Here is a 20805-nt window from a genome sequence, read left to right on the forward strand (position 1 = left end):
CTGTTCATCGCCTTGCCGTCCCTGCCGGATCTGGCCTCGGATGTCCACCTCAGCGCCCCGTCCAGTCAGGTCTCGATCTCTTTCTTGCGCCGGCTGAGACCCCTGCTCCGCATTGCGATCGGGGCCCCACGGCCTTGCTGGCTCGCCTCAACGCGCCTGGGCAAGGGCGAGAAACCCCTTCTGCGACTGACTGCCGTTGCGCCTGCACTCCTGATGGTTTGCTATTTCTGAATGAAAGTCCTGGAGACACGATAAGGACTTGACGGAATGCCCGGAAATGTGTATTATTAGTGCATGGATTAATCAAGGAGGAGTAACTCCATGCTCTTGCCTGGGCGTTTTGTCTCCATGCTTCTCCCGTGTGCCACGCATTCTTGAATCACTTGTCCCCAGGCGATCATGGTTGATACAGCCGGCCCCAGTGGTCTCTATATTCTTCTCATCAGTGTGCATGGATTGATTCGCGGCCAGGATCTTGAGCTCGGTCGCGATGCCGACACCGGCGGTCAGACGAAATACGTGGTTGAACTGGCCAAGGCCCTCGCCAGGCAAAAGGGCGTAGAGCGGGTGGATCTGGTCACTCGCCTGGTTGATGATGATCACGTCAGTCCAGACTATGCCGTTCCGATTGAGAAGCTGGCCGAGAATCTTCAGATCGTACGAGTCAAGGCAGGCCCGAATGAGTACCTGCCCAAGGAGCAGCTCTGGCCCCACATGGACAGTTTTGCTGACCACCTCTCCACCTGGTTGGCTGAGCAGCCCCGGATGCCGGATGTCGTCCACACCCATTACGCCGATGCTGGCTATGTGGGCGTGCGGCTCTCGAATCTCACAGGTCTGCCACTGATTCATACGGGCCACTCCCTCGGTCGCGACAAATACCGCCGGTTGCTTGCCGTTGGTATGGGCATCGATCAGATCGAGCAGCGCTATCACATGCAGGCGCGGATCAGCGCCGAAGAGGATACTCTCAGTTGTGCTGAGCTGGTGATCACCAGCACGCGCAATGAAATCGAAAGCCAATACGAGCTTTACGATTACTACACGCCTGAGAAGATGGCGGTGATTCCGCCGGGTACAGACCTCGAGCAATTTCACCCCCCCGTCCAGGGTCAGCCTTCACTCGCTCAAGACTTTCAGGACACGCTCAGCCTGTTCCTGCGGGAGCCGGCCAAGCCGATGATCCTGGCCCTGTCTCGGCCCGATGAGCGTAAGAACATCGTCTCGCTGCTGGAGGCCTATGGCCAGAGCAAGCGCCTTCAGGAGTTGGCCAATCTGGTGATCGTGGCTGGCAACCGTGACGACATCCGTGAGCTCAATGACGGGGCTCAGTCGGTCTTGACGGAACTGCTCTGGGTGATCGATTTCTTCGATCTTTATGGCCATGTGGCCCTGCCCAAGCACCACAGTTCCGAGCAGGTTCCTGAGATTTTACCGCCTGGGGGCGGGCTCTCAAGGGGAGTGTTTTGTCTATCTCGCCCCTCACCAGACCCTTGTGCCTCTCCCCCTTTTAAACCCCCCCCCCCACACGCGCCGCCTGGTGGCCACCGAGAACGGTGGTCCGGTCGACATCATCGGCAATTGCCACAACGGCCCTGCTGGTGGATCCCCTACAGCCGCGAGGACATCGCTGAGGCTCATCTACTCCATCCTGGAGAAGCCCAGGCGCTGGGATGAGCTCTCTGGCAACGGACTCAGCAACATCGCCCGCTTCTATTCCTGGGAGGCCCACGCCAAGGCCTATCTGTCCATGCTCCAGCCGGTGGTGTCGAAGCCGAAACCGCTGGTCCAGCCCCCAGCGACCCATCAGTTCAGCAGTTACAGGAACCGGGCCCTGTTCACAGCCATCGACAACACCCTGCTGGGAGATACCGAAGCCCTGGAGCAGTTCGCCAAGGTGGTGCGCACCCACCGACGCCAGTTCCTGTTCGGGATTGCCACAGGCCGGCGGCTCGATTCTGTATTGACCATCCTCAAGCGCTACAACATCCCCACTCCGGATGTGCTGATCACCAGCCTGGGAACGGAGATCTATTACACCTCCGAGCTGTTTGCCGATATTGCCTGGAGCCATCACATTGATCACTCCTGGACTCCCCAGGTGCTGCGCCGGGTGCTGGAGTCGCTGCCGGGGCTGTCTCCCCAGCCCAAGAATGAACAGAGCCGCTTCAAAGTGTCGTACTACTACGACGCCGAGCTGGCGCCTCCCCTCGAGGACATTCATGCCTTCCTGCGCCAGCAGGAGCTCTCGGTGAATGCCACCCTCTCTTTCGGTCAATACCTCGATATTGTGCCGGCCCGGGCCTCCAAGGGGCAGGCCCTGCGGTATGTCGCCAACCAATACAACATTCCGCTCGAGCGCACCCTTGTCACGGGCGGCTCCGGTGGCGACGCCGACATGCTGCGTGGCAACACCCTTGGAGTGGTGGTCTCCAACAGGCACCAGGAAGAACTCTCCAACCTCAGTGAAAACGAGCAGATCTACTTTGCCAATGGAGCCCATGCCTGGGGAATCCTTGAAGCGATCAGGCACTACGGCTTCTTCTGATCGGGTCATGATCCTTGGAACCTGACTGAACAGCCCACACCACCCCCTCAGCCATGACGCGACTGCTGCTCTGCACAGATCTCGATCGCACCCTTCTGCCCAATGGTGAGTCGCCGGAGTCGGCTGGGGCCCGCGATCGCTTTGCGGCGTTGGTGGCCCGGCCTGAGGTCACCCTGGCCTATGTCTCCGGCCGTCATCTGGCGCTGGTGGAGCAGGCGATCGAGCAGTTCGGGATCCCCAGGCCCGATTGGGTGATCGGTGATGTCGGCAGCCGGATGTACCAGTGGCAACCGCCGGGGTATTGGCTGGAGTCGACGGCCTGGCAAGTGGAGATCGCCACCGACTGGCCAGGGCTGAGCAGTGGGGCGATCTCGGAGGCCTTCACCACCATCGAGGATCTCACCCTGCAGGGTCAGGATCGCCAGAGCACCTACAAGCTCAGTTACTTTCTGCCCCTGGGCGTTGACCTCGGCAGCCTTCGTCGGGTGATGGAGGCACGGCTGCGGGAGTTGCAGGCCCGATCCAGCTGGATCTACAGTGTCGATGAACAAGCTCAGGTGGGCCTGCTCGATATCCTGCCCGAGCGGGCCACCAAGTTGCACGCGGTGGAGTTCCTGATGCAGCAGCAGGGGTTCCTCCCCAGCAGCACGGTGTTTGCTGGTGACAGCGGCAATGACCTGCCGATTCTGGTGAGCCCCGTCCCCTCCGTTCTGGTGGCCAATGCTCATCCAGATGTGCTCCGGGACGCCAGCGCAGGCTCCAGTCAACGGGGAACCGACCAGTCGTTGTATGTGGCCAAGGGTGACTTTCTGGGCATGAATGGCAATTACAGCGCGGGAATTCTTGAAGGCCTGGTGCACTTCCATCCTGAAACCAAGGGCTGGATTCTATAGACCGATTCAGCGTTTACCTATTGGCGTTGCTCGCTGATTTCGCGAGGCAGATGCCAGACGCTAGTCCCGGGCCCCAGCTGATTCGATTCTCTTTTCGAGACCCTTTTCTCCCACCGTTGACTTCCTGATGTACGAGCAGATCTCTCATTCCCTGTTGAACTCAATCCTCGATGAATTGAGGCCAGAGATTAAGCGACAGAATCTCAGGTATTTTTACACCCGCCTTGGCGCAAATTTTTATGCGATCCATTCGCTCTTCTCCACGCTTTATGGAGATCGAGAAGACTTTCAGCCCCAGATGGTTCGTTTGGTGGAGACCATGGCGGAGGGCTATATTTACCGATCGGAGGAATCTGAGCGGATCGATATGAGCCGCGAGCAGGACCACAACTGGTTCCTCTCTCAGAAGTGGGTGGGCATGGCCCTCTACACCAATGGATTTGCCAATGATCTTGGGGACTTGGCTGGCAAGATCAGTTACTTCCAGGAGCTGGGAGTCAACATGGTGCATATCATGCCAATTCTTAAGTGCCCGGCGGGTCAGAGTGATGGTGGTTATGCCATCAGCAACTTCCGCGAAATCGATAGCCGAGTTGGGGATCTTAACGACATTCAGCGCATCTCTGAGCAATTCAGGAAATGCGGCATTCTGTTGGTTCTGGATATCGTTCTAAATCACACCTCAGATGAGCATGAATGGGCTTTGAAGGCGAAGGACGGAGATCCGCGCTACCAGAATTACTATCTCACCTTCGAAGACAGGTCGGTGCCGGATGTGTTTGAGCAGGGGATGCCGATGGTGTTCCCGGTAACTGATCCCGGCAACTTCACCTGGAACGAGGAGATGAAGCGCTGGGTGATGACGGTGTTTCACGATTACCAGTGGGATCTGAATTACAGCAATCCTGAAGTCTTCATCGAGATCCTCTCGATCGTGCTGTTCTGGGCCAACCAAGGCGTCGATGTGCTCAGGCTCGACGCTGTCGCCTTCCTCTGGAAGAAGCTGGGATCAACTTGCCAGAACGAACGTAAGGCTCACCTGATTCTGCAACTCCTCAAAGACTGTTGTCAGGTCACAGCCCCTGGTGTTCTGTTCATCGCTGAGGCCATTGTGGCACCAAGTGAGGTGGCGAAATACTTTGGCGAGGATGCCATCGTGGCGAAGGAATGTGAGATTGCTTATAATGCCACATTGATGGCACTCCTCTGGGACGGTATTGCCACGCGGAACACCAAGTTGTTGCGAGAAGGGATCAAGAGTCTGCCTACGAAGTTGGATCGAGCCACCTGGCTAACCTATGTTCGCTGTCATGACGACATCGGCTTTGGCTTTGATGACAAGGATATTGCCGCTGCAGGCTATGAGCCCCATTCCCACCGCATGTTTCTGATTGATTACTTCACCGGCAAGTTCTCTGATACCTCCAGAGGGCTGGAGTTCATGCGTAACGACTCAACTGGTGACGCAAGAATCTGTGGCTCTCTTGCCTCCTTGGCGGGGCTTGAATCGGCCTTGGAAAAAGGTGATCAAGGGTTGATCGATATGGCCATCAGCAAAATTCTGCTGCTTAATGGCGTCATTCTTTCCTTTGGCGGAATCCCGCTGATCTACAATGGTGATGCGTTGGGTCAACTCAACGACTACAGTTATATCGACGATCCCAGTAAGTCCAACGACAGCCGCTGGGTCCACCGACCCAAGATTGACTGGGAGAAGGCCGCCCTGCGGCATCAGCGCGGCACAGTGGAATGCAGGATCTTCACCGCGATGAAGCGAATGATCTCCATCCGCAAGGAGATATCCGCCTTTGCCGATTTCAACAACCGCGAGCTGATGCATTCCGACAACCAGCATCTTCTCTGTTACCTCCGCTACAACCATCTCAGGAGCTCTGAAAAGGTGTTCGTGATCGCCAACTTTGACGATCATCCTCAGCAGCTTGAGTTGGAAAGCTACAGCCGCTATGGCATCAACCCGCGGGCGAACTATACAGATCTCTACAGCGGAATCAAGCCCTCGCAATACGACGGTTGCATCGCGCTGCAGGGTGGTCAGTTCTACTGGCTGAGCGAAAGCTGAGGGCCTCTCCCCGAGTTGCCAGCCAGATCGATCGCCCTTGGCTTCAATCCAGCAGGGTGACGGGATCTCCGACGCGGACTTCGCCGGGATTGGTCACGCTCAGGCGGATCCCGGCCACCACGTTGTTGTGCCGGGCGGTGGCTCGCAGAATCTCCAGGGTTTCCGGCAGTTCCCCCTGGCCCAGCGTGGTCACCACGCAACGGGGGCAGCCGTCGTTGACCTGAAGACGCAGGTCATCCCCCAGGCCCAGGCTGTGGCCGATCCAGGATTCCTCGACAAACCCGCTGCTGCCGGCTTCCGGGCGGATCAGCAGGTTGGGACGAAAGCGCTCCACGGCAAAGTCAAGCTGAGGCTCGAGCTGCCGCAGCCGCTCCAAACTGGCAGTGCTGATGGCATGGATCGGGCAGGAATCGAAAAAGGTGCCGCTGGGGAGCACGAGTTCGTTGACCACATCCTGAAACTCCCTCTCCGGCACCTCGGGCCAGTACTGATCCAGGCTGGCCCCCTCCGGAGCCTGATCCAGCAAGCTCACCTCCCGGCCCAGCCGCTGCGAGAGCCAGCTGTCCACGGTGGGGTCGCTGCTGATCACCCTGGCTCCGTCTGGGGTGCCCTGCGCTCCGTCAGGGGCTGTGATCGCCACAGCTGTGGCTCCAGCTCCCTCCTGGGGCGACTCCAGGCAATGGGCCGCAAAGCCGAGCAGGGTCTTCCAGAGCCTGGGGTTCTTGGCGCTGGCCACCCGGCCGGTGGCGTGGTCCCAGAGGGCATAGGCCCGGTCGCCGAGCAGGCCAGCGCGGCCGATGGACGCGGCTTCAAGGCTTTCGCCCAGCATCGACTTGACCGGGTAGCGCCAGATGGCCTCCACCCGTCCCACCATCTGTTTGGCCATTCCCGCCGCTGTGTCCGATCGTTGAGTCATTCCACAGGTTGCCCCTGACGGGCGTGGTTCAGGGCTCACCTTTTCATCCAGGATTCGTCGCTGGCTGGCGTGGGTCTTCGTTCAGCCGCGGCAGCAGCTGGACCAGGTTGCAGGGTCGAGTTCCGTTGTCGAGCTGAGCGTGGATCAGGCGGTCCCAGGCGGTGGATACCGCGTCGAGGGAGCCGGGCAGCACGAACAGGATCGTGCCGTTGGCCACTCCGGCCAGGCAGCGGCTCTGCAGGGTGCTGGTGCCGATCGCCTCGAAGGAGAGCACCCGAAACAGTTCCCCAAAACCCTCGATCGTCTTGTCCAGCAGGGGAGCCACCGCCTCGGGCGTTCCGTCGCGGCCGGTGAGGCCCGTGCCACCGCTGGTGATCACCACCTGCACCGCCGGATCGGCAATCCAGGTGCTCAACGCGGCGCGGATGGCGTAGCGGTTGTCGGCCACCAGCTGTCGTTCGGCCAGGCGGTGACCCGCTCCCTCCAGCCGTTGCAGCAGGGCATCGCCTGAGGGGTCACCGCTGGAGGGATCGGCGCTGCGGCGATCCGACACCGTAAGCAGGGCGATGGCGAGGGACACCGGAGCTGGCTGTGGCTGGATCCTCTCTACAGGTTGATCGGTGCCAGCTGCTCCTTGCGCCAGTGCCCCGACACCTTTTCGGTCATGAGGGGCCGGAGCGTGAGCTTCAGTGGGGCTCCCGCCGCTGCATCGACCCGAAGGGCCGTGAAGCGCCGCCGCAAGGCGCCGCCATGGCCCGTGCGTCCCACGAACAGCTCGGAGTGGGCCACGGTCCGCTCCTGCCCCGGGGGGCCTTCCAGCAGCGTCCCCCCCTGGGGCCGCTGGCGCCGCAGGCTGTAGCCGCTTCCGCCGCAGATCAGCCAGGGAATATGGCTGTCCCCATGGCCGGTGGCTCCGCTTCGCATCAGTTCCAGACAGTGGGCATGGCCGCTGAGCACCAGATTGAGCAGGGGCCGCTGCGGCGTGGGATTGCCCACCTCGGCGGCCACCTGATCAAGCACCCCGCGCAGCTGACGGCGCACGGCCAGCGTCTGCGGCTCCCGCCACTTGCTGGTTTCGCTGGCATAGGGCGGATGGTGAAGCACCAGGATCCGGCCGCGCACCCGGGGGTTGCGCCAGGAGGCCACCAGCGCCTCCCGCAGCCAGTTCCGTTGGCTGGGGTCGCCATTTCCAGCCTCCTCCAGGCCAGGCCCGTCCTGGTTGAGGGTGTTCGAATCGAGTGCAAACACATCGACGCCGGCCCATCGGAAGCGGTAATAGCGGTTGGGCAGGCGGGTGAACTGCCCCGGGCGGTAGGCCAGGCAGCGATGGCCATCCAGCTGGGCGCGGTAGTGCCGATCGAGGTGCCCGGCCAGCTCCTCCTCCGGCAGGCCAGCGAGCCCGTCGAGGAAGGCTCTGGCATAGGCCTCGCCCACGTGGGAGCCATGGCTTCCCACATCGAAGACCAGGCTCGGCCAGAGGCGGCGCACAGGGTTTGAGAGCCCCGCCAGCAGAACCAGCGGCCGCGAGAGGTCGTAGTAGTCGTGGTTTCCCGGCACAGGCAGAAACGGCAGGCGGAAGGTCATCTCGTCGAACCGCAGGCGGCGCCAGTCGTCGCCACCCACCAGCCATTCCCGGTAGGGCCTGATGAAGTTGCGCGGGTACTGCTCACTGGAGCCCACCAGATACACCACATCCCCGGTGTGGAGCACAAAACCCACGCCCTCCTGGTGGGCGAAGAGCAACTCGGCCACCTGCCGTTGGGGGCTGCTGGCGCCATGGCGCGCCGAGCCGCTGTCCCCCAGCACCAGGAAGCTGAAGGGCTCGGCGGCCTCGGGTGAGCCTTCGATCACCAGCCGGGTCTGGTCGATACCCCGGCGCACCAGGTCGGCATGGCCCCGCCGAATCCGCTGGTCCATCTGCTCGATCTTGGCGCTGATGCTTGCCTCCGAGGCCAGGGTCATCGCTGGGTTCAGGCCACGGGGAGGGGGGTGAACACCGTGAGTGCTCCGCTCAGGCAGGTGATGCTGATCGGGTTGCACGCCAGCATTTCGCCGTCGATCACCAGGTTCTGAGGCGGATCGGTGCTGATCGTGATCGCGTGCGCCCGCAGGCAGAGCAGATCGGGCCGGTTGGTGGGCGAGCGCACCACGGCGGAGGCCACCAGCGAAGCGAAGGCGTTGAGCCCCTGCAGCCGGTTGGCGGGGGAGGCGATGGTGATCTCGAGCAGACCGTCGTCGGGGATCACCTGGCCGAAGCCCTGGGCCAGCACCGAGGTGGCGGGAGCCACATTGGCCACCGTGATCGCTCCGCTCTGCAACTCGGTCACCTGGCCATCGATGGTCAGCCTGGCCTGGAATGGCTCCTGGGTGGCCAGTTGCTGGGCGCCGGCGAGCACATAGGCCAGGGGCCCGAGCATCGTCTTGAGCTCCCGGGTGGCCCGGTCCACCATCCCCGCTTCGAAGCCGATGCCCGCCAGCAGGATCATCGGCGTGTCATTGCAACGGGCTGCGTCCACCACCCGGGTGTGCCCGGCGAGGATCGTCTCGCAGGCTCCCTCAAGATCGGTGGGAATGGCCAGGGCGGTGGCAAAGGCGTTGGCGGTGCCCCTTGGGATCACCCCCAGGGGGATGCCGGTGTTGATCACGGCCCCCGCCACCGCCGAGACCGTGCCATCGCCACCGCTGGCCAGGATCATCACGCTGCCGCTGTGCGGCTCGGACCTGGCCTGGATCAGGTCCACCAGCTCCCGGGTCTGATCGGCGGGGTCACGATCCGGCCGGGTCACCACCACGTTCAGCAGCAGCTGAGGTTCGAGCAGGGAGCGGATCAGGGCCAGATCCTGATTGGGTTCCCCCTGGCCGGCCACCGGGTTGAAGATCAGATAGGCGAGCCGGCTGCGGCCCAGGCCCCGCAGGGCGAGGGTGGCCGTGGCTTCGTTCAGGGCCAGGGGTATGCCGGCCAGCGCGCAGGTCCGCAGCAGCAGGCGCAGGTCGGGGGTGGTGGCCAGGGTGGTGGCGGGATCCACGAAGAACAGCACGGCGCCCACCGCCCCGGCCAGGACCCGCTCCGCGATCTGGATGTCGCCGCCGGCGGCCAGCGTCGCCAGTGGGCTCACCTTCAGGCCTGAGGAGCGCTGATCCTCAGCCAGGGCCAGGACGAGCTCCGCCGGAGCGAGCAGGGGGAACCCTTCCAGCAGCACCTGGTGCTGCTCCAGCCAGCCCAGAAGTCGTTCGTTACTGCCCGCGCTGGCCAGAAGGGCGATGGCAGCAGTCATCGCCGGATCACTCCTCCAGGGCCACCAGGTCGCGCAGCTGGCCGGGATCGAGGCCTCCGAGCCACTCCTCACCGCTGCCGACGATGTCTTCGGCCAGGCGGGCCTTTTCGCGGATCATGCGGTCGATCTTCTCCTCCACCGAGCCGCTGGTGATGAACTTGTGCACCATCACCCGGTTGGTCTGGCCGATGCGGTAGGCCCGGTCGGTGGCCTGGTTCTCCACCGCCGGATTCCACCAGCGGTCGATGTGGAACACATGACTGGCCCGGGTGAGGTTGAGCCCCACGCCGCCTGCCTTGAGCGAGAGCAGGAACAGCTGTGGTCCCCGGGGGTCGTCCTGGAAGCGATCCACCATCGCCTGACGCTCCCCCTTGCTGGTACTGCCATAGAGAAAGGGCACCTCCTGGTGGAAGCGCTGCTGCAGGTGGGTCTGGAGCAGGTGGCCCCATTCGGCGAACTGGGTAAACAGGAGGGCCCGATCGCCGGCCGCGATCACCTCCTCGACGATTTCCTCGAGCCGCTGCAACTTGGCCGAGCGGGCGCTGAAGCCGGCCCCCACCTCCCCTTCCTTGAGCATCAGGGCCGGGTGGTTGCAGACCTGCTTGAGCTTGGTGAGCAGCCCCAGCACCTGGCCGTGCTTCTGGCCCACGGGTGCCCGCGCGATCGCATCGAGGGTGTCCTCCACGGTGCGGCGGTAGAGCTTGACCTGCTCGGGTGAGAGTCCAACCCACTCCTTCAGTTCCACCTTCTCGGGCAGGTCGGAGATGATCGAGCGGTCAGTCTTGAGGCGCCGCAGGATGAACGGGCCGACGCGGGCCTTGAGGTCGCGCACCGAGGCCATGTCGCCATAGCGCTCGATCGGCAGGCGGTAGCGCTGGCGGAAGAACTCCTCCTCCCCAAGCACCTTCGGATTGAGGAAGTCCATCAGGGCCCAGAGCTCACTGACCCGGTTCTCCACCGGGGTGCCGGTGAGTGCGATACGGAAGCGGCTCTGCTTGAGCGGGCGTGCCAGATCGCGGGCTGCCTGCGACTGGCGCGCTGAGGAATTCTTGATCGCCTGGGCCTCATCAATCACCACCCCCTGCCAGTCGAGGCTGCTCAGTAACTCGCTGTCGCGCTGCAGCAGGCCGTAGCTGGTGAGCACCAGATCCATCCCCTCCAGCTTCTTCTTCAGGGCGGCGGGGGTGGAGGGCCGCCGGGGGCCGTAGTGCTCCACCACGTTCAGTTCCGGCGTGAAGGCCTTCGCTTCCCGCAGCCAGTTGGTGAGCACCGAGGTGGGGGCCACCAGCAGTACGGGACGCTTCAGTTCCTGCTCCGCCTTGAGGTGCTGCAGGAAGGCCAGCAGCTGGATTGTCTTGCCCAGGCCCATGTCGTCGGCCAGGCAGGCCCCCTGATCGAAGCGGTGCAGGAAGGCCAGCCAGCCCAGGCCGCGCTCCTGGTAGGGCCGCAGCTGGCCGGCGAAGCCCTCGGGGGCCGGCAGGGGATCGGGGGCCTTCTGCTGGTGGTACTGCTCCAGCACCGCCTTCAGCCTCGGGCCGGCTGTGAAGCGGTGCACCGGCAGCCGCTGCAGGGTCTCCCCCTCGTTGCCGGTCAGGCGCAGGGCGTCATCGAGGCTGAGGACCGGATCGAGGGCGCAGAACTTCTCGGCATTGCGCAGATCACCCGGACGCAGCTCGATCCAGGCCCCCTTGTGCTGCACCAGCGGGCTGCGCTTGCCCGCCAGCCGCTCCAGGTCCCGCAGGGTGAGCGTGACGCCGCCGATCATCAGCTCCCAGCTCCACTGCAGGCTTTCACCGAGGCTGAAGCCGCGGGAGCGCTCGGGCAGATCGGCCTCGATCGAGAGGCCGAGCCGGCTGGCCAGGCCACCGCTGAGGCTGGGGGGCAGGACCACGCCGACGCCCACATCACGCAGCTTCAGCGCGGCGGTGCGCACCAGCACGAAGGCTTCGGCCGGGGTGAGAGCCATCCGCTCCGGTGTGGCGGTGTCGAGACCCCTCTCGATCGGCTCGAACACCTGCAGGGCTCTCCCGAGGCCTTCCAGCAGCAGTTCACCGGGTTGCTGGAGTTCGGTTTCACCCAGCTGCAGGCAGCCGGCCCCGGCGGCCCAGACCCCGGCTGCGGGCAGCAGCAGACTGGGATCGGCCTCGGCCTGGAGGCTGAAGCGCAGGGGCCAGAGATCTTCCCCCTCATCGGGTGTGTCGAGCTCAAGACAGGCCCGGGCCGGCTCGACCCGGCCAGCCACCGCTTCGCGCCAGTGGTGAGTGGCCACCTGCAGGCGTTCGCAGTCGTCGTCCCCGAGATCGAGGCGGCCGTCACCGGGGCCGAGGGCCCGCTGCCAGGCCGCCAGCAGCGGATCCAGCCCCTCTTCGCTGGGGGTGAAGCCCGCACGCATGCGTGCATCCACCAGGTGCGTGAGGATCGAGGCCAGCCGCCGACGCCCGGATCCCGGCCGCCAGCACGCCATCGCGACGCCGGCCTCCCCCTGGCCGGGCTCCAGGGCCGCCACCGCCACCTGGGGCAGACGCGAGGCCAGATCCTCCAGGCGGCGCCGGTCGTCTTCGCGGTTGATCAACGGCAGCCAGCGGGCGCGGCCCCCCTCCACCTGGGGCAGCAGCCGGCCCCGGGCCAGCAGGCTCAGCGACCAGCGCTGCAGATGGCTCCACCAGCGCAGGTCATCGGCCAGGTCGGGATGGTCGCCTGAGAGGGGCAGGCGCCCAAGCCAGAGGGTGGCGGCGCCGGGCTCCAGCCACCAGCCCTCCACCCGCCAGGGCCACCACTCCACGGATTTCGGGATCGGCTCGCCCGCCTGCAGGGGCAGGCCGCTCCAGCTGCTGGTGTCGCTTTTCTTTTTCCCCCTGGCCCCCTGGCGGCGGCTGGGCAGGCAGAGGGTGGCTCCGGCCGGGCGGAAATCCTCCGTCCAGAGGTCGGCCTCCTCAAGCCAGGCGCCGAGGTCGTCCTGGTCGAGGCTGAGGGGGTGCTGGGGCGCCTCGCTGGCCGGTGTCTGGGGTTCCGCCACCCGCCAGGTGTCGGCCCAGAGCAGCAAGCCCGGCCGGTAGCCGCCTCCCAGGGCGGGCACGGCGGCGGTGTCGGCCGACAGCCAGGTGGCGTGCAGCAGGCTCATGGCCGCTGGGCCCGCTCAGACCAGGTGTGGCGTCGCATCGTGAACACCGGCAGCAACCACGGACATTGACCACGGACATCGCCTCGGCTCGCGTGAGCGGAGTGACTCCCAGGGCACTCTGCCGGATGGCGCGCCCCCAGGCTGCAGCTAGGGCCTCAGGGGCGGCAGCCAGCGCTGCAGGGCCTGAAGCATCAGGGCACTGCCCGCCAGCGGCAGCCAGAGAGGCAGCCAGACCAGCAGCAGCTCGAGCGCCAGCCCCGGCAGCAAGCGCAGCCCCCCCTGACCCAGGAGCTCCCCGACGGCTGGCAGCTCGGGGCTGGTGCCCAGACTGCGGATGCCGCAGACCGCCCCCACCAGGCCTGCCTGCAGGTGGCTGTCGTCGGGATCGACCCGCTGCAGGTGGAAGGCCAGCAGGCCGTAAAAGAAGCCGCAACCCCCCGCCCGCAGGGCCGGCCTCAGCCCCAGCACCAGGGCCAGGGTCAGGGCGGTGGCGCCCGCCAGCAGCGCCCAGGCGATCGACTGCAGCCGCAACTGGGCGCGGTGGTCGGTTGGGGCCGTCAGGGCGGGCACGGGGACAGCGCGGATCGGGAGGGGGCTGTGCTGGGCGATCATGCCCTCTCCAGGGTTGATCTGCCGCGTCCGGCCATGGCTGCCAAAACATCCAGCCGCTCCGAGCGGCGCTCCCGCCCCCACAGCGGCGCCGAGATCCGCGAGGCCTTTCTGGCCTTCTACGAGGCCCGGGGGCACCGGCGCATGGCCAGCGCCTCACTGGTGCCCGACGACCCAACGGTGTTGCTCACCATTGCCGGCATGCTGCCGTTCAAGCCGGTGTTTCTGGGGCAGGCGGAGCCGCCGTCGCCACGAGCCACCAGCAGCCAGAAGTGCATCCGCACCAACGACATCGAGAACGTGGGCCGCACGGCCCGGCATCACACGTTCTTCGAGATGCTGGGCAACTTCTCCTTCGGCGACTACTTCAAGACCGAGGCGATGACCTGGGCCTGGGAGCTGGCGACCAAGGTGTTCGGCCTGGATCCGAAGCATCTGGTGGTGAGCGTCTTTCGCGACGACGATGAGGCCGCGGTGATCTGGCGTGACACGGTGGGGGTCGATCCCCGGCGGATCGTGCGCCTGGGTGAGGCCGACAACTTCTGGGTGTCGGGCCCCACCGGCCCCTGCGGCCCCTGCTCCGAGATCTACTACGACTTCAAGCCCGAGTTGGGCGTTGAACATCTCGATCTGGAGGATGACAGCCGCTTCATCGAGTTCTACAACCTGGTGTTCATGCAGTTCAACCGCGACGCCGAGGGCAACCTCACGCCGCTGGAGAACAGGAACATCGACACCGGCCTGGGCCTGGAACGCATGGCCCAGATCCTGCAGGGGGCGGCGAACAACTACGAAACCGACCTCATCTATCCCCTGATCGAAACCGCCGCCACCCTGGCGGGGGTCAACTACCGACAGCTCGACGCCCGCGGCCAGACCTCCTTGAAGGTGATCGGCGACCACAGCCGCGCCATCACCCAGCTGATTGCCGATGGGGTGACCGCTTCGAATCTGGGCCGGGGTTACATCCTGCGCCGCCTGCTGCGGCGGGTGGTGCGTCATGGACGTCTATTGGGCATCACCACCCCCTTCCTCACGGCGATGGGGGAGGCGGCGATCGCCCTGATGGTGGATGCCTATCCCCAGCTGGTGGAGCGTCGCGACGCGATCATGGCCGAGCTGGCCCGGGAGGAGGCGAGGTTCCTGGAAACCCTCGAGCGCGGCGAGAAACTGCTCGCGGAGGTGCTCTCCGCAGGGCCGAGCCAGATCAGCGGTGAGCAGGCCTTCGAGCTCTACGACACCTACGGCTTCCCCCTGGAGCTCACCGAAGAGATCGCCGAGGAGCACGGGCTGGCTGTCGACCTGGCGGGTTTCGAGGCGGCGATGGAGGCCCAGCGCCAGCGGGCCAAGGCCGCGTCGGTCCGCCTCGATCTCACCCTGCAGGGGGCGATCGAGGCCATGGCCGAGCAGTTGCCGGCCACCGACTTCCGCGGTTACGAGGCCCTGGAGCACCCCAGCCAGGTGATGGCCCTGGTGGTGAATGGGGAGCCGGCGCAGGGCGCCCGGGCGGGCGATGCGGTGCAGATCGTGCTGGATTCCACCCCGTTCTATGGCGAATCCGGCGGCCAGATCGGTGATCGCGGTGTGCTGGCAGGGGGTGCCCCCGGGGCTGGAGCCGAGGCCGGTGTGATCGTGCGCATCGAGGCAGTCAGTCACCAGCGCAAGCTGATCGTCCACCACGGCCGGATCGAGCGGGGCGAGTTGGCCCTGGGCGACACCGTGACCGCCCTGGTGGACCGAGCCTGCCGCCGCCGGGTCCAGGCCCACCACACCGCCACCCACCTACTGCAGGCGGCCCTGAAACAACTGGTGGATCCCTCGATCGCCCAGGCCGGCTCTCTGGTGGATTTCGAGCGGCTGCGCTTCGATTTTCACTGCCCCCACGCCATCAGCCCGGAGGATCTGGAGCGGATCGAGGAGCGGATCAACGGCTGGATCGCCGACGCCCACGCCCTGGAGGTGCGCGAGATGGAGCTTGAGCGGGCCCGTTCGGCCGGGGCCGTGGCCATGTTCGGCGAAAAGTATGCCGACATCGTGCGTGTGGTGGATGTGCCGGGGGTGTCGATGGAGCTCTGCGGCGGGACCCACGTGGCCAACACCGCCGAGATCGGCCTGTTCCGGATCGTGAGCGAGAGCGGTGTGGCCGCCGGCATCCGTCGCATCGAGGCGGTGGCCGGTCCGGCGGTGCTCGACTACCTCAAGGAACGCGACACCGTGGTGCGGGCCCTGGGGGATCGCTTCAAGGTGCAGCCCGGGGAGATCCTCGAGCGAGTGAGCGGCCTCCAGGACGAGCTGAAGGCCGCGTCCAGGGCGCTGGCGGCGGCCCGCTCCGAGCTGGCCCTGGCCCGGGCCTCGGCCCTGGCTACCGGCGCCCTCGAGGTGGGGGCGTTCCGGGTGCTGGTGGCACGGCTTGATGGTGTGGAGGGTGCCGCTCTGCAGACGGCCGCCCAGCAGCTCCAGGAGGGCCTGGGTTCGGCCGCTGCGGTGGTGCTGGGCGGCCTTCCTGCCCCTGAGGAGCCAGCCAAGCTGGTGCTGGTGGCGGCCTTTGGCGCCGAGGTGATCGCCGCCGGGCCGAAGGCCGGCAGCTTCATCGCCGTGGTGGCGAAGCGTTGCGGCGGCGGCGGCGGGGGTCGCCCCCAGCTGGCCCAGGCAGGCGGGCGTGATGCCGCCTCCCTCGACCCGGCCCTGGAGCAGGCCCGCGCCGACCTGATCGCCTCCTTGTCGTGATTGCGAATGATCGGGATTCATGTAGCCCCAGCTACAGACCGACTGCTTCGCTGGGATTGAGATCAGGCCTATCCGGCCTTCCATGCCCCGCTGGATCCTGATCTCATGATCGATACGCCCAGCAGCACTGCCGATGTGATTGAGGGGCTGCTGGCGGACCTTCATCGGCGGTATTCCCTGCTGGAAGATGGGGCTCCTGCTGACTACATCCCAGAGCTGGCCAAGGCGAATCCCTCGGATTTCGGTATCTCGATCACCACGGTGGATGGGCGCGTCTATGAGGTGGGTGATACCCGCAAACCATTCACGATCCAGTCGATCTCCAAGCCGTTCGCCTATGGTCTCGCCCTGAAGTTGTTCTCGGGCGAGTACCTGGCCACGAAGGTTGGGGTGGAGCCCTCTGGAGATGCCTTCAACGCCATCAGTCTCGATCAGAAGACGGGCCGTCCCCGCAATCCGATGATCAACGCGGGGGCGATCGCCACCACAGCGCAGATCTGGAACCACGACCCACATCAGGCTGAAGCCCTGATGCTCGACTTCTTCAGCGAACTGGCTGGGCGTCGCCTCAGCATCGACCAGGCGGTGTTTCAGTCCGAGCGTGCCACTGGCCACCGCAACCGGGCGATTGGTCACCTGCTGCGTAACTTTGGAATCATCGAAGATGATCCGGAAGACTCACTCGACCTCTATTTCAAGCAGTGCTCGATCACCGTCACCTGCCACGACCTGGCGGTGATGGCCGCCACCCTGGCGTGCCAGGGTCACAACCCCTTCACCGGCGCCCGGCCACTCACGCCTGAGATCACCGTGCGCATGCTGGCCCTGATGGCCACCTGCGGCACTTACGACTTTGCCGGTCAGTGGCTCTACGACGTGGGCATGCCGGCCAAGAGTGGCGTGGGTGGTGGCGTGCTGGCGGTGGTGCCCGGTCGGCTCGGCATCTCCACCTATTCACCGCCGCTCGACGTGCTCGGCAACAGTGTGCGCGGCATTGCCGTCTGCAATGAGCTTTCCGACAGCCTCGGCCTCAGTCTTTTCAACCAATATCCCCAGACCAGTTCCACGATCCGGCGCTCTTATAAAGGCTCCCAGCGCCAGTCGCGGCGTTGGCGTGCGGCGGATCAGGCCAAGTTGCTGCAGGGGCGGCGTGACGCGGTCCGGATTGTGCATGCCCAGGGGGTGCTCGATTTCGCTGCGATCGAGAGGCTGCTCTCTGAGCTCAGTGAGATCATGTCTGATGCCTGGATCCTGGTGCTGGATGTGGCCCACGTCACGGAACTTCCGGAGGAATCCAGGGAACTGTTCCTCAATGAGCTCACGTCTCTGCGGCGCCGGGGAGTGATCGTGCTGATGGCCCGGGGCCGCCATCTCAGCCTGCCCCGGACACTCAGTGTGGCCGGGGGGGTGGAGGAGATGCCCCAGTTCGACCAGCTGGATCAGGCCCTGGAATGCGCCGAAGATCTGCTGCTGGAGTCAAGAAAAGACGAAGATCCGGATCCTCCCTTCAGTACGGAGATCGATCAGACGCTCGGCTTTCTGGGCATGTTGCAACCCACCCACCGCCAGACCCTGGCCGATCTGATGCAATGCCGCAACTTCGCCAAAGGGGAGCATGTGGTCAAGAAGGGCGATCCGGGCCATGAGCTTTTTCTGGTGCGGGAGGGTCGTTTCACCATCACCGTCGAACTGCGCGGAAGTGACGGGCAGACCTATGCCTCCCGCCTGGCCACCTTCGAACCCGGCATGTGCTTCGGGGAGATTGCCTTCCTCTCCGGTACACCCCGAACAGCCAACGTGACAGCGGATCTCGACGGCAGCTGCTGGGTGCTGGAGCGCCACGATTTCGATAACCTGCGCCAGTGGGAGCCCGATGCCGTCACGGAGCTGCTGTTGGCCCTCACCCGTGATCTGGGGACCAAGCTCGCCCTCACCAGCTATCAGCTCACCTTGATGGAACATCTGTGAAGCCGTTGCGCCCATGACCTCCCGAGCGATCACCTGGCTGCGGCGCTACGGGGTGTTCGTGGCCTGGGCCGGCGCCTGCGCCCTTGGCTATGGGCTCTTCCCAGATATCTACGAGCGCTGGCAACTGGATCTCTCCTCCCGTACCCAGGAGCTGCGTGGACCACGCAAACCCCCCTCCGGGGTGGTGATCGTGGGCATTGACGACTACAGCCTCGTGCAGGGGCAGAACGCCGACCTCAGCCAGGACCAGGACCTGCGCCGCCTCGCGGCCTGGCCCTGGCCCCGTGCGATCTACGACCGGGTACTGGATCGCCTCTTCTCGTCCGGTGCCCGGGTGGTGGGCTTCGACCTTCTCTTTGATGCTCCCAGCAGCCACGGCCCCGAGGATGACGCCGCCCTGGCCGCGGCCCTGCGCCGCCACAGCGGCAAGGTGGTGCTCGGGGCCCAGGTGTTCGAGAGCCGTGGACGGGTGGGTGGACTCACCCTCAGTGCCGCCATGCCCTTCCTCAGCGAAGCTGCGGGGCCCCGCAGCTCGGGGCTGCTCAATGGACTGCAGGATCCCGATGGCTACATCCGCCTGCGCCCCAGCACCTATGCCGAGCAGCTGCGGCAGTCGGGGATGCTGGATGTGCCGGTGGGTCTCTCCAGCCAGCTGATCGCCAAGGGCCGGCTGGCGGAGATCCCTCCACCGCCGATCCTCTCCAACTGGCGGCCCCTGGTGGACCCCTATGGCCCGCCCCGCACGATCCCCACGATCCCGATCTGGGAGGTGCTGGAGTCGGGCAGCTTCGCCCGCCTCAAGGAACAGGGCACCTTCCGCAATCAGGTGGTGCTGATCGGCCCCACCGCCAGCGTGCTCCAGGACATCCACCGAACGGCCTTCGCCGGCGCCGAGGGCATGCCAGGCGTGGAGATCCACGCTGCCGAGATCGCCAACCGGCTGGAGGGCCGTGCCCTCTACATCCCCCCCACCTCCTGGTACATGGCCCCCTTGCTGGGGCTGGGGGTGCTGGTTCTGGGTCTGGCCAGCGCCCGGGCGGAGAAGCCGCAGCTGCGCCTTGGAGGCCTGGCGCTGCTGGCCGGAGGCATGGTGCTCGTCGGGCTGATCCTGCTGAGCACCAGCGGTGCAGGCATCGGCCTGCTCGGGATCTCCGCTCTCACCTTCGCCACCGGCTTGGTGAGTGCCAGCGATGCCACGGTGCGGCTGCAGTGGAACCGGCTGCGCCTGCGCCGGATGCTGGAGCGTTATCTCTCACCGGCGGTGGCGGCTCAGATCGCCAGCCAGCCGGAGGAGGCCGATGAACTGCTTGGGGGCAAGGTGTCGGAGGTGGTGGTGTTCATCTGCGACGTGCGTGGCTTCACCCAGCGCACCACCAAGATGAGCAAGGAGGGGAAAGCCAGTCAGCTGGTACAACAACTCAATGAATATTTTGCTGTTGTCGTTGATACCCTTCAGCGCAAGGGGGCGATCATCGACAAGTACATGGGTGATGCTGTTCTGGCCGTCTTCGGGGTGCCCCTGAGCCGGGGAATGGAGGTGGAGGTTCAGTCGGCGCTGGAGGCGATTCTGGAACTTCAGGACCAGATGGAGGCCCTCAACCAGCGTTGGGCTGCCCAGGGCAAGGACCCTTGGGAACAGGTGATGATCCTGAGCGGGGGGCCTGTGATCAGCGGCAACATCGGCTGCGCTTCGCGGATGGATTACACGGTGATCGGTGACACGGTGAACATGGCCAGTCGCCTGGAGGGCGTGGCCAAGCAGTCGGGCCGCGACATCATCCTCAGCCGTGTTGTGGCGGAGCACGCCAAACCCGAATGGGATCTGGAGCGGGTGGGCGAATTCGAGATCCGCGGCCAGGGGGCCCAGGAGGTGTTCACGATGCGACCGAGGGAGTTCTACGAGCAGAATCAGGGTTAGCCTGACCTAGATCGCTTACTTTTAGGCTTCATGAACAACCGCCTTGTTGCAGCGTTTGGCGGACTACTCCAGCTTGGCCTGTTGCAGGTCGTGCTGATGGCGCCTTCCGCCCCGATCCGCGCGGCAGCCTTCGAGCAGGCCACCATCAAGCGGCTTGTGGATGGTCGTGAGGTCTACATCGACGGCAAGGCCGCCCGGGTCAATGAAGTGGCCCGCTCCGGCCAGCAGGTGCGCACCGGTAAGAGTCGCGCTGAGCTTCTCTTTGACGGTCGCGCCACGGGCTACCTGGGCCGCTCGAGCGTGATCACCCTCGGCAATGCCTGCTTCCGCCTCAGCAAGGGCGCGGTGCTGGTCAGTGGCCCCCAGAAGGCCTGCCTCGGCACCAAGGTTCTGGGTGTGAAGGGCACCACCTACGTCCTCACCCGCGCCGACGACGGCCTCTTCGACTTCGTGGTGCTGGAGGGACAGGGGTATGTGGGCCCTGAGGATGGCTACGAGGAGAAGCAAGATTCCACCACCTCCGGCTCCGCAGCGGTTGCGGCTGGGGATCCCTCAGGCAACACCACCTACGTCTGTCGCTGTGAAGTGGCCCGATTCACGCCCGACGGCGAGTTCGTCAGCCAGGGCAAGCTCAGCCGCAGCCAGTACCAGGCCCTGCTGAGCCTGCACACCTCCGGCCAGAGTCAGCTGGGCAAGAGCGCTGAGATCAAGGACGCCTTCTCGGAGTGCTACAACGCCAGCTGAATTCAC

Annotated in this window: 14 protein-coding genes; 8 read left to right on the top strand and 6 right to left on the bottom strand. The window is 65.0% G+C overall.

The window, feature by feature from the left end; all coding sequences use genetic code 11:
- Positions 1-399 precede the first annotated feature (399 nt).
- The 4 genes from WH5701_RS18515 to WH5701_RS14165 all read left to right on the top strand — a co-directional run bounded on the left by WH5701_RS18515 (position 400) and on the right by WH5701_RS14165 (position 5521).
- Positions 400-1677 (top strand): glycosyltransferase, encoded by a 1278-nt coding sequence (locus WH5701_RS18515; RefSeq protein WP_232201938.1) that lies wholly within the window; start codon positions 400-402, stop codon positions 1675-1677.
- Between the two features lie 73 nt (positions 1678-1750).
- Positions 1751-2548, top strand: coding sequence for an HAD-IIB family hydrolase (locus tag WH5701_RS18520; protein ID WP_232201940.1), 798 nt, complete (start codon positions 1751-1753; stop codon positions 2546-2548).
- Between the two features lie 53 nt (positions 2549-2601).
- Positions 2602-3441 carry an HAD-IIB family hydrolase gene (locus WH5701_RS14160; RefSeq protein ID WP_006173185.1) on the top strand — a complete coding sequence of 280 codons (840 nt, stop codon included), beginning with the start codon at positions 2602-2604 and terminating at the stop codon, positions 3439-3441.
- A gap of 127 nt (positions 3442-3568) precedes the next feature.
- Positions 3569-5521, top strand: coding sequence for an amylosucrase (locus tag WH5701_RS14165; protein WP_006173186.1), 1953 nt, complete (start codon positions 3569-3571; stop codon positions 5519-5521).
- A 43-nt stretch (positions 5522-5564) separates the two neighbouring features.
- On the opposite strand, the gene WH5701_RS14170 is transcribed toward WH5701_RS14165, so the two are convergent.
- The 6 genes from WH5701_RS14170 to WH5701_RS14195 all read right to left on the bottom strand — a co-directional run bounded on the left by WH5701_RS14170 (position 5565) and on the right by WH5701_RS14195 (position 13445).
- On the bottom strand, positions 5565-6407 hold the full coding sequence (locus tag WH5701_RS14170) for an MOSC domain-containing protein (protein WP_006173187.1): 843 nt from the start codon (positions 6405-6407) through the stop codon (positions 5565-5567).
- Between the two features lie 73 nt (positions 6408-6480).
- Positions 6481-7017 (bottom strand): molybdenum cofactor biosynthesis protein B, encoded by a 537-nt coding sequence (moaB, locus tag WH5701_RS14175; protein WP_006173188.1) that lies wholly within the window; start codon positions 7015-7017, stop codon positions 6481-6483.
- Positions 7018-7043: 26 nt separating this feature from the next.
- Positions 7044-8399: a metallophosphoesterase gene (locus WH5701_RS14180; RefSeq protein ID WP_006173189.1), complete on the bottom strand. Its 1356-nt coding sequence runs from the start codon at positions 8397-8399 to the stop codon at positions 7044-7046.
- Between the two features lie 8 nt (positions 8400-8407).
- Positions 8408-9712 (bottom strand): YegS/Rv2252/BmrU family lipid kinase, encoded by a 1305-nt coding sequence (locus WH5701_RS14185; RefSeq protein WP_006173190.1) that lies wholly within the window; start codon positions 9710-9712, stop codon positions 8408-8410.
- 7 nt (positions 9713-9719) lie between these two features.
- Positions 9720-12833 (bottom strand): DEAD/DEAH box helicase, encoded by a 3114-nt coding sequence (locus WH5701_RS14190; protein WP_006173191.1) that lies wholly within the window; start codon positions 12831-12833, stop codon positions 9720-9722.
- 147 nt (positions 12834-12980) lie between these two features.
- Positions 12981-13445 (bottom strand): hypothetical protein, encoded by a 465-nt coding sequence (locus WH5701_RS14195; protein WP_006173192.1) that lies wholly within the window; start codon positions 13443-13445, stop codon positions 12981-12983.
- A gap of 33 nt (positions 13446-13478) precedes the next feature.
- Here WH5701_RS14195 and alaS point away from each other — a divergent pair, with 33 nt between their 5' ends.
- The 4 genes from alaS to WH5701_RS15880 all read left to right on the top strand — a co-directional run bounded on the left by alaS (position 13479) and on the right by WH5701_RS15880 (position 20799).
- Positions 13479-16169: an alanine--tRNA ligase gene (gene alaS / locus WH5701_RS14200; protein ID WP_006173193.1), complete on the top strand. Its 2691-nt coding sequence runs from the start codon at positions 13479-13481 to the stop codon at positions 16167-16169.
- A gap of 105 nt (positions 16170-16274) precedes the next feature.
- Positions 16275-18137: a glutaminase A gene (gene glsA / locus WH5701_RS14205; protein WP_006173194.1), complete on the top strand. Its 1863-nt coding sequence runs from the start codon at positions 16275-16277 to the stop codon at positions 18135-18137.
- Positions 18138-18150: 13 nt separating this feature from the next.
- Complete coding sequence (locus WH5701_RS14210; RefSeq protein ID WP_006173195.1) at positions 18151-20055, top strand: adenylate/guanylate cyclase domain-containing protein; 1905 nt, start codon at positions 18151-18153, stop codon at positions 20053-20055.
- 96 nt (positions 20056-20151) lie between these two features.
- The gene (locus tag WH5701_RS15880; RefSeq protein WP_198005211.1) at positions 20152-20799 is read left to right on the top strand and encodes a hypothetical protein; all 648 of its coding nucleotides are present in this window, start codon (positions 20152-20154) and stop codon (positions 20797-20799) included.
- Positions 20800-20805: the final 6 nt, after the last annotated feature.

Source organism: Synechococcus sp. WH 5701 (assembly GCF_000153045.1).
GTDB classification, from domain to species: Bacteria; Cyanobacteriota; Cyanobacteriia; order PCC-6307; family Cyanobiaceae; genus Regnicoccus_A; species Regnicoccus_A antarcticus.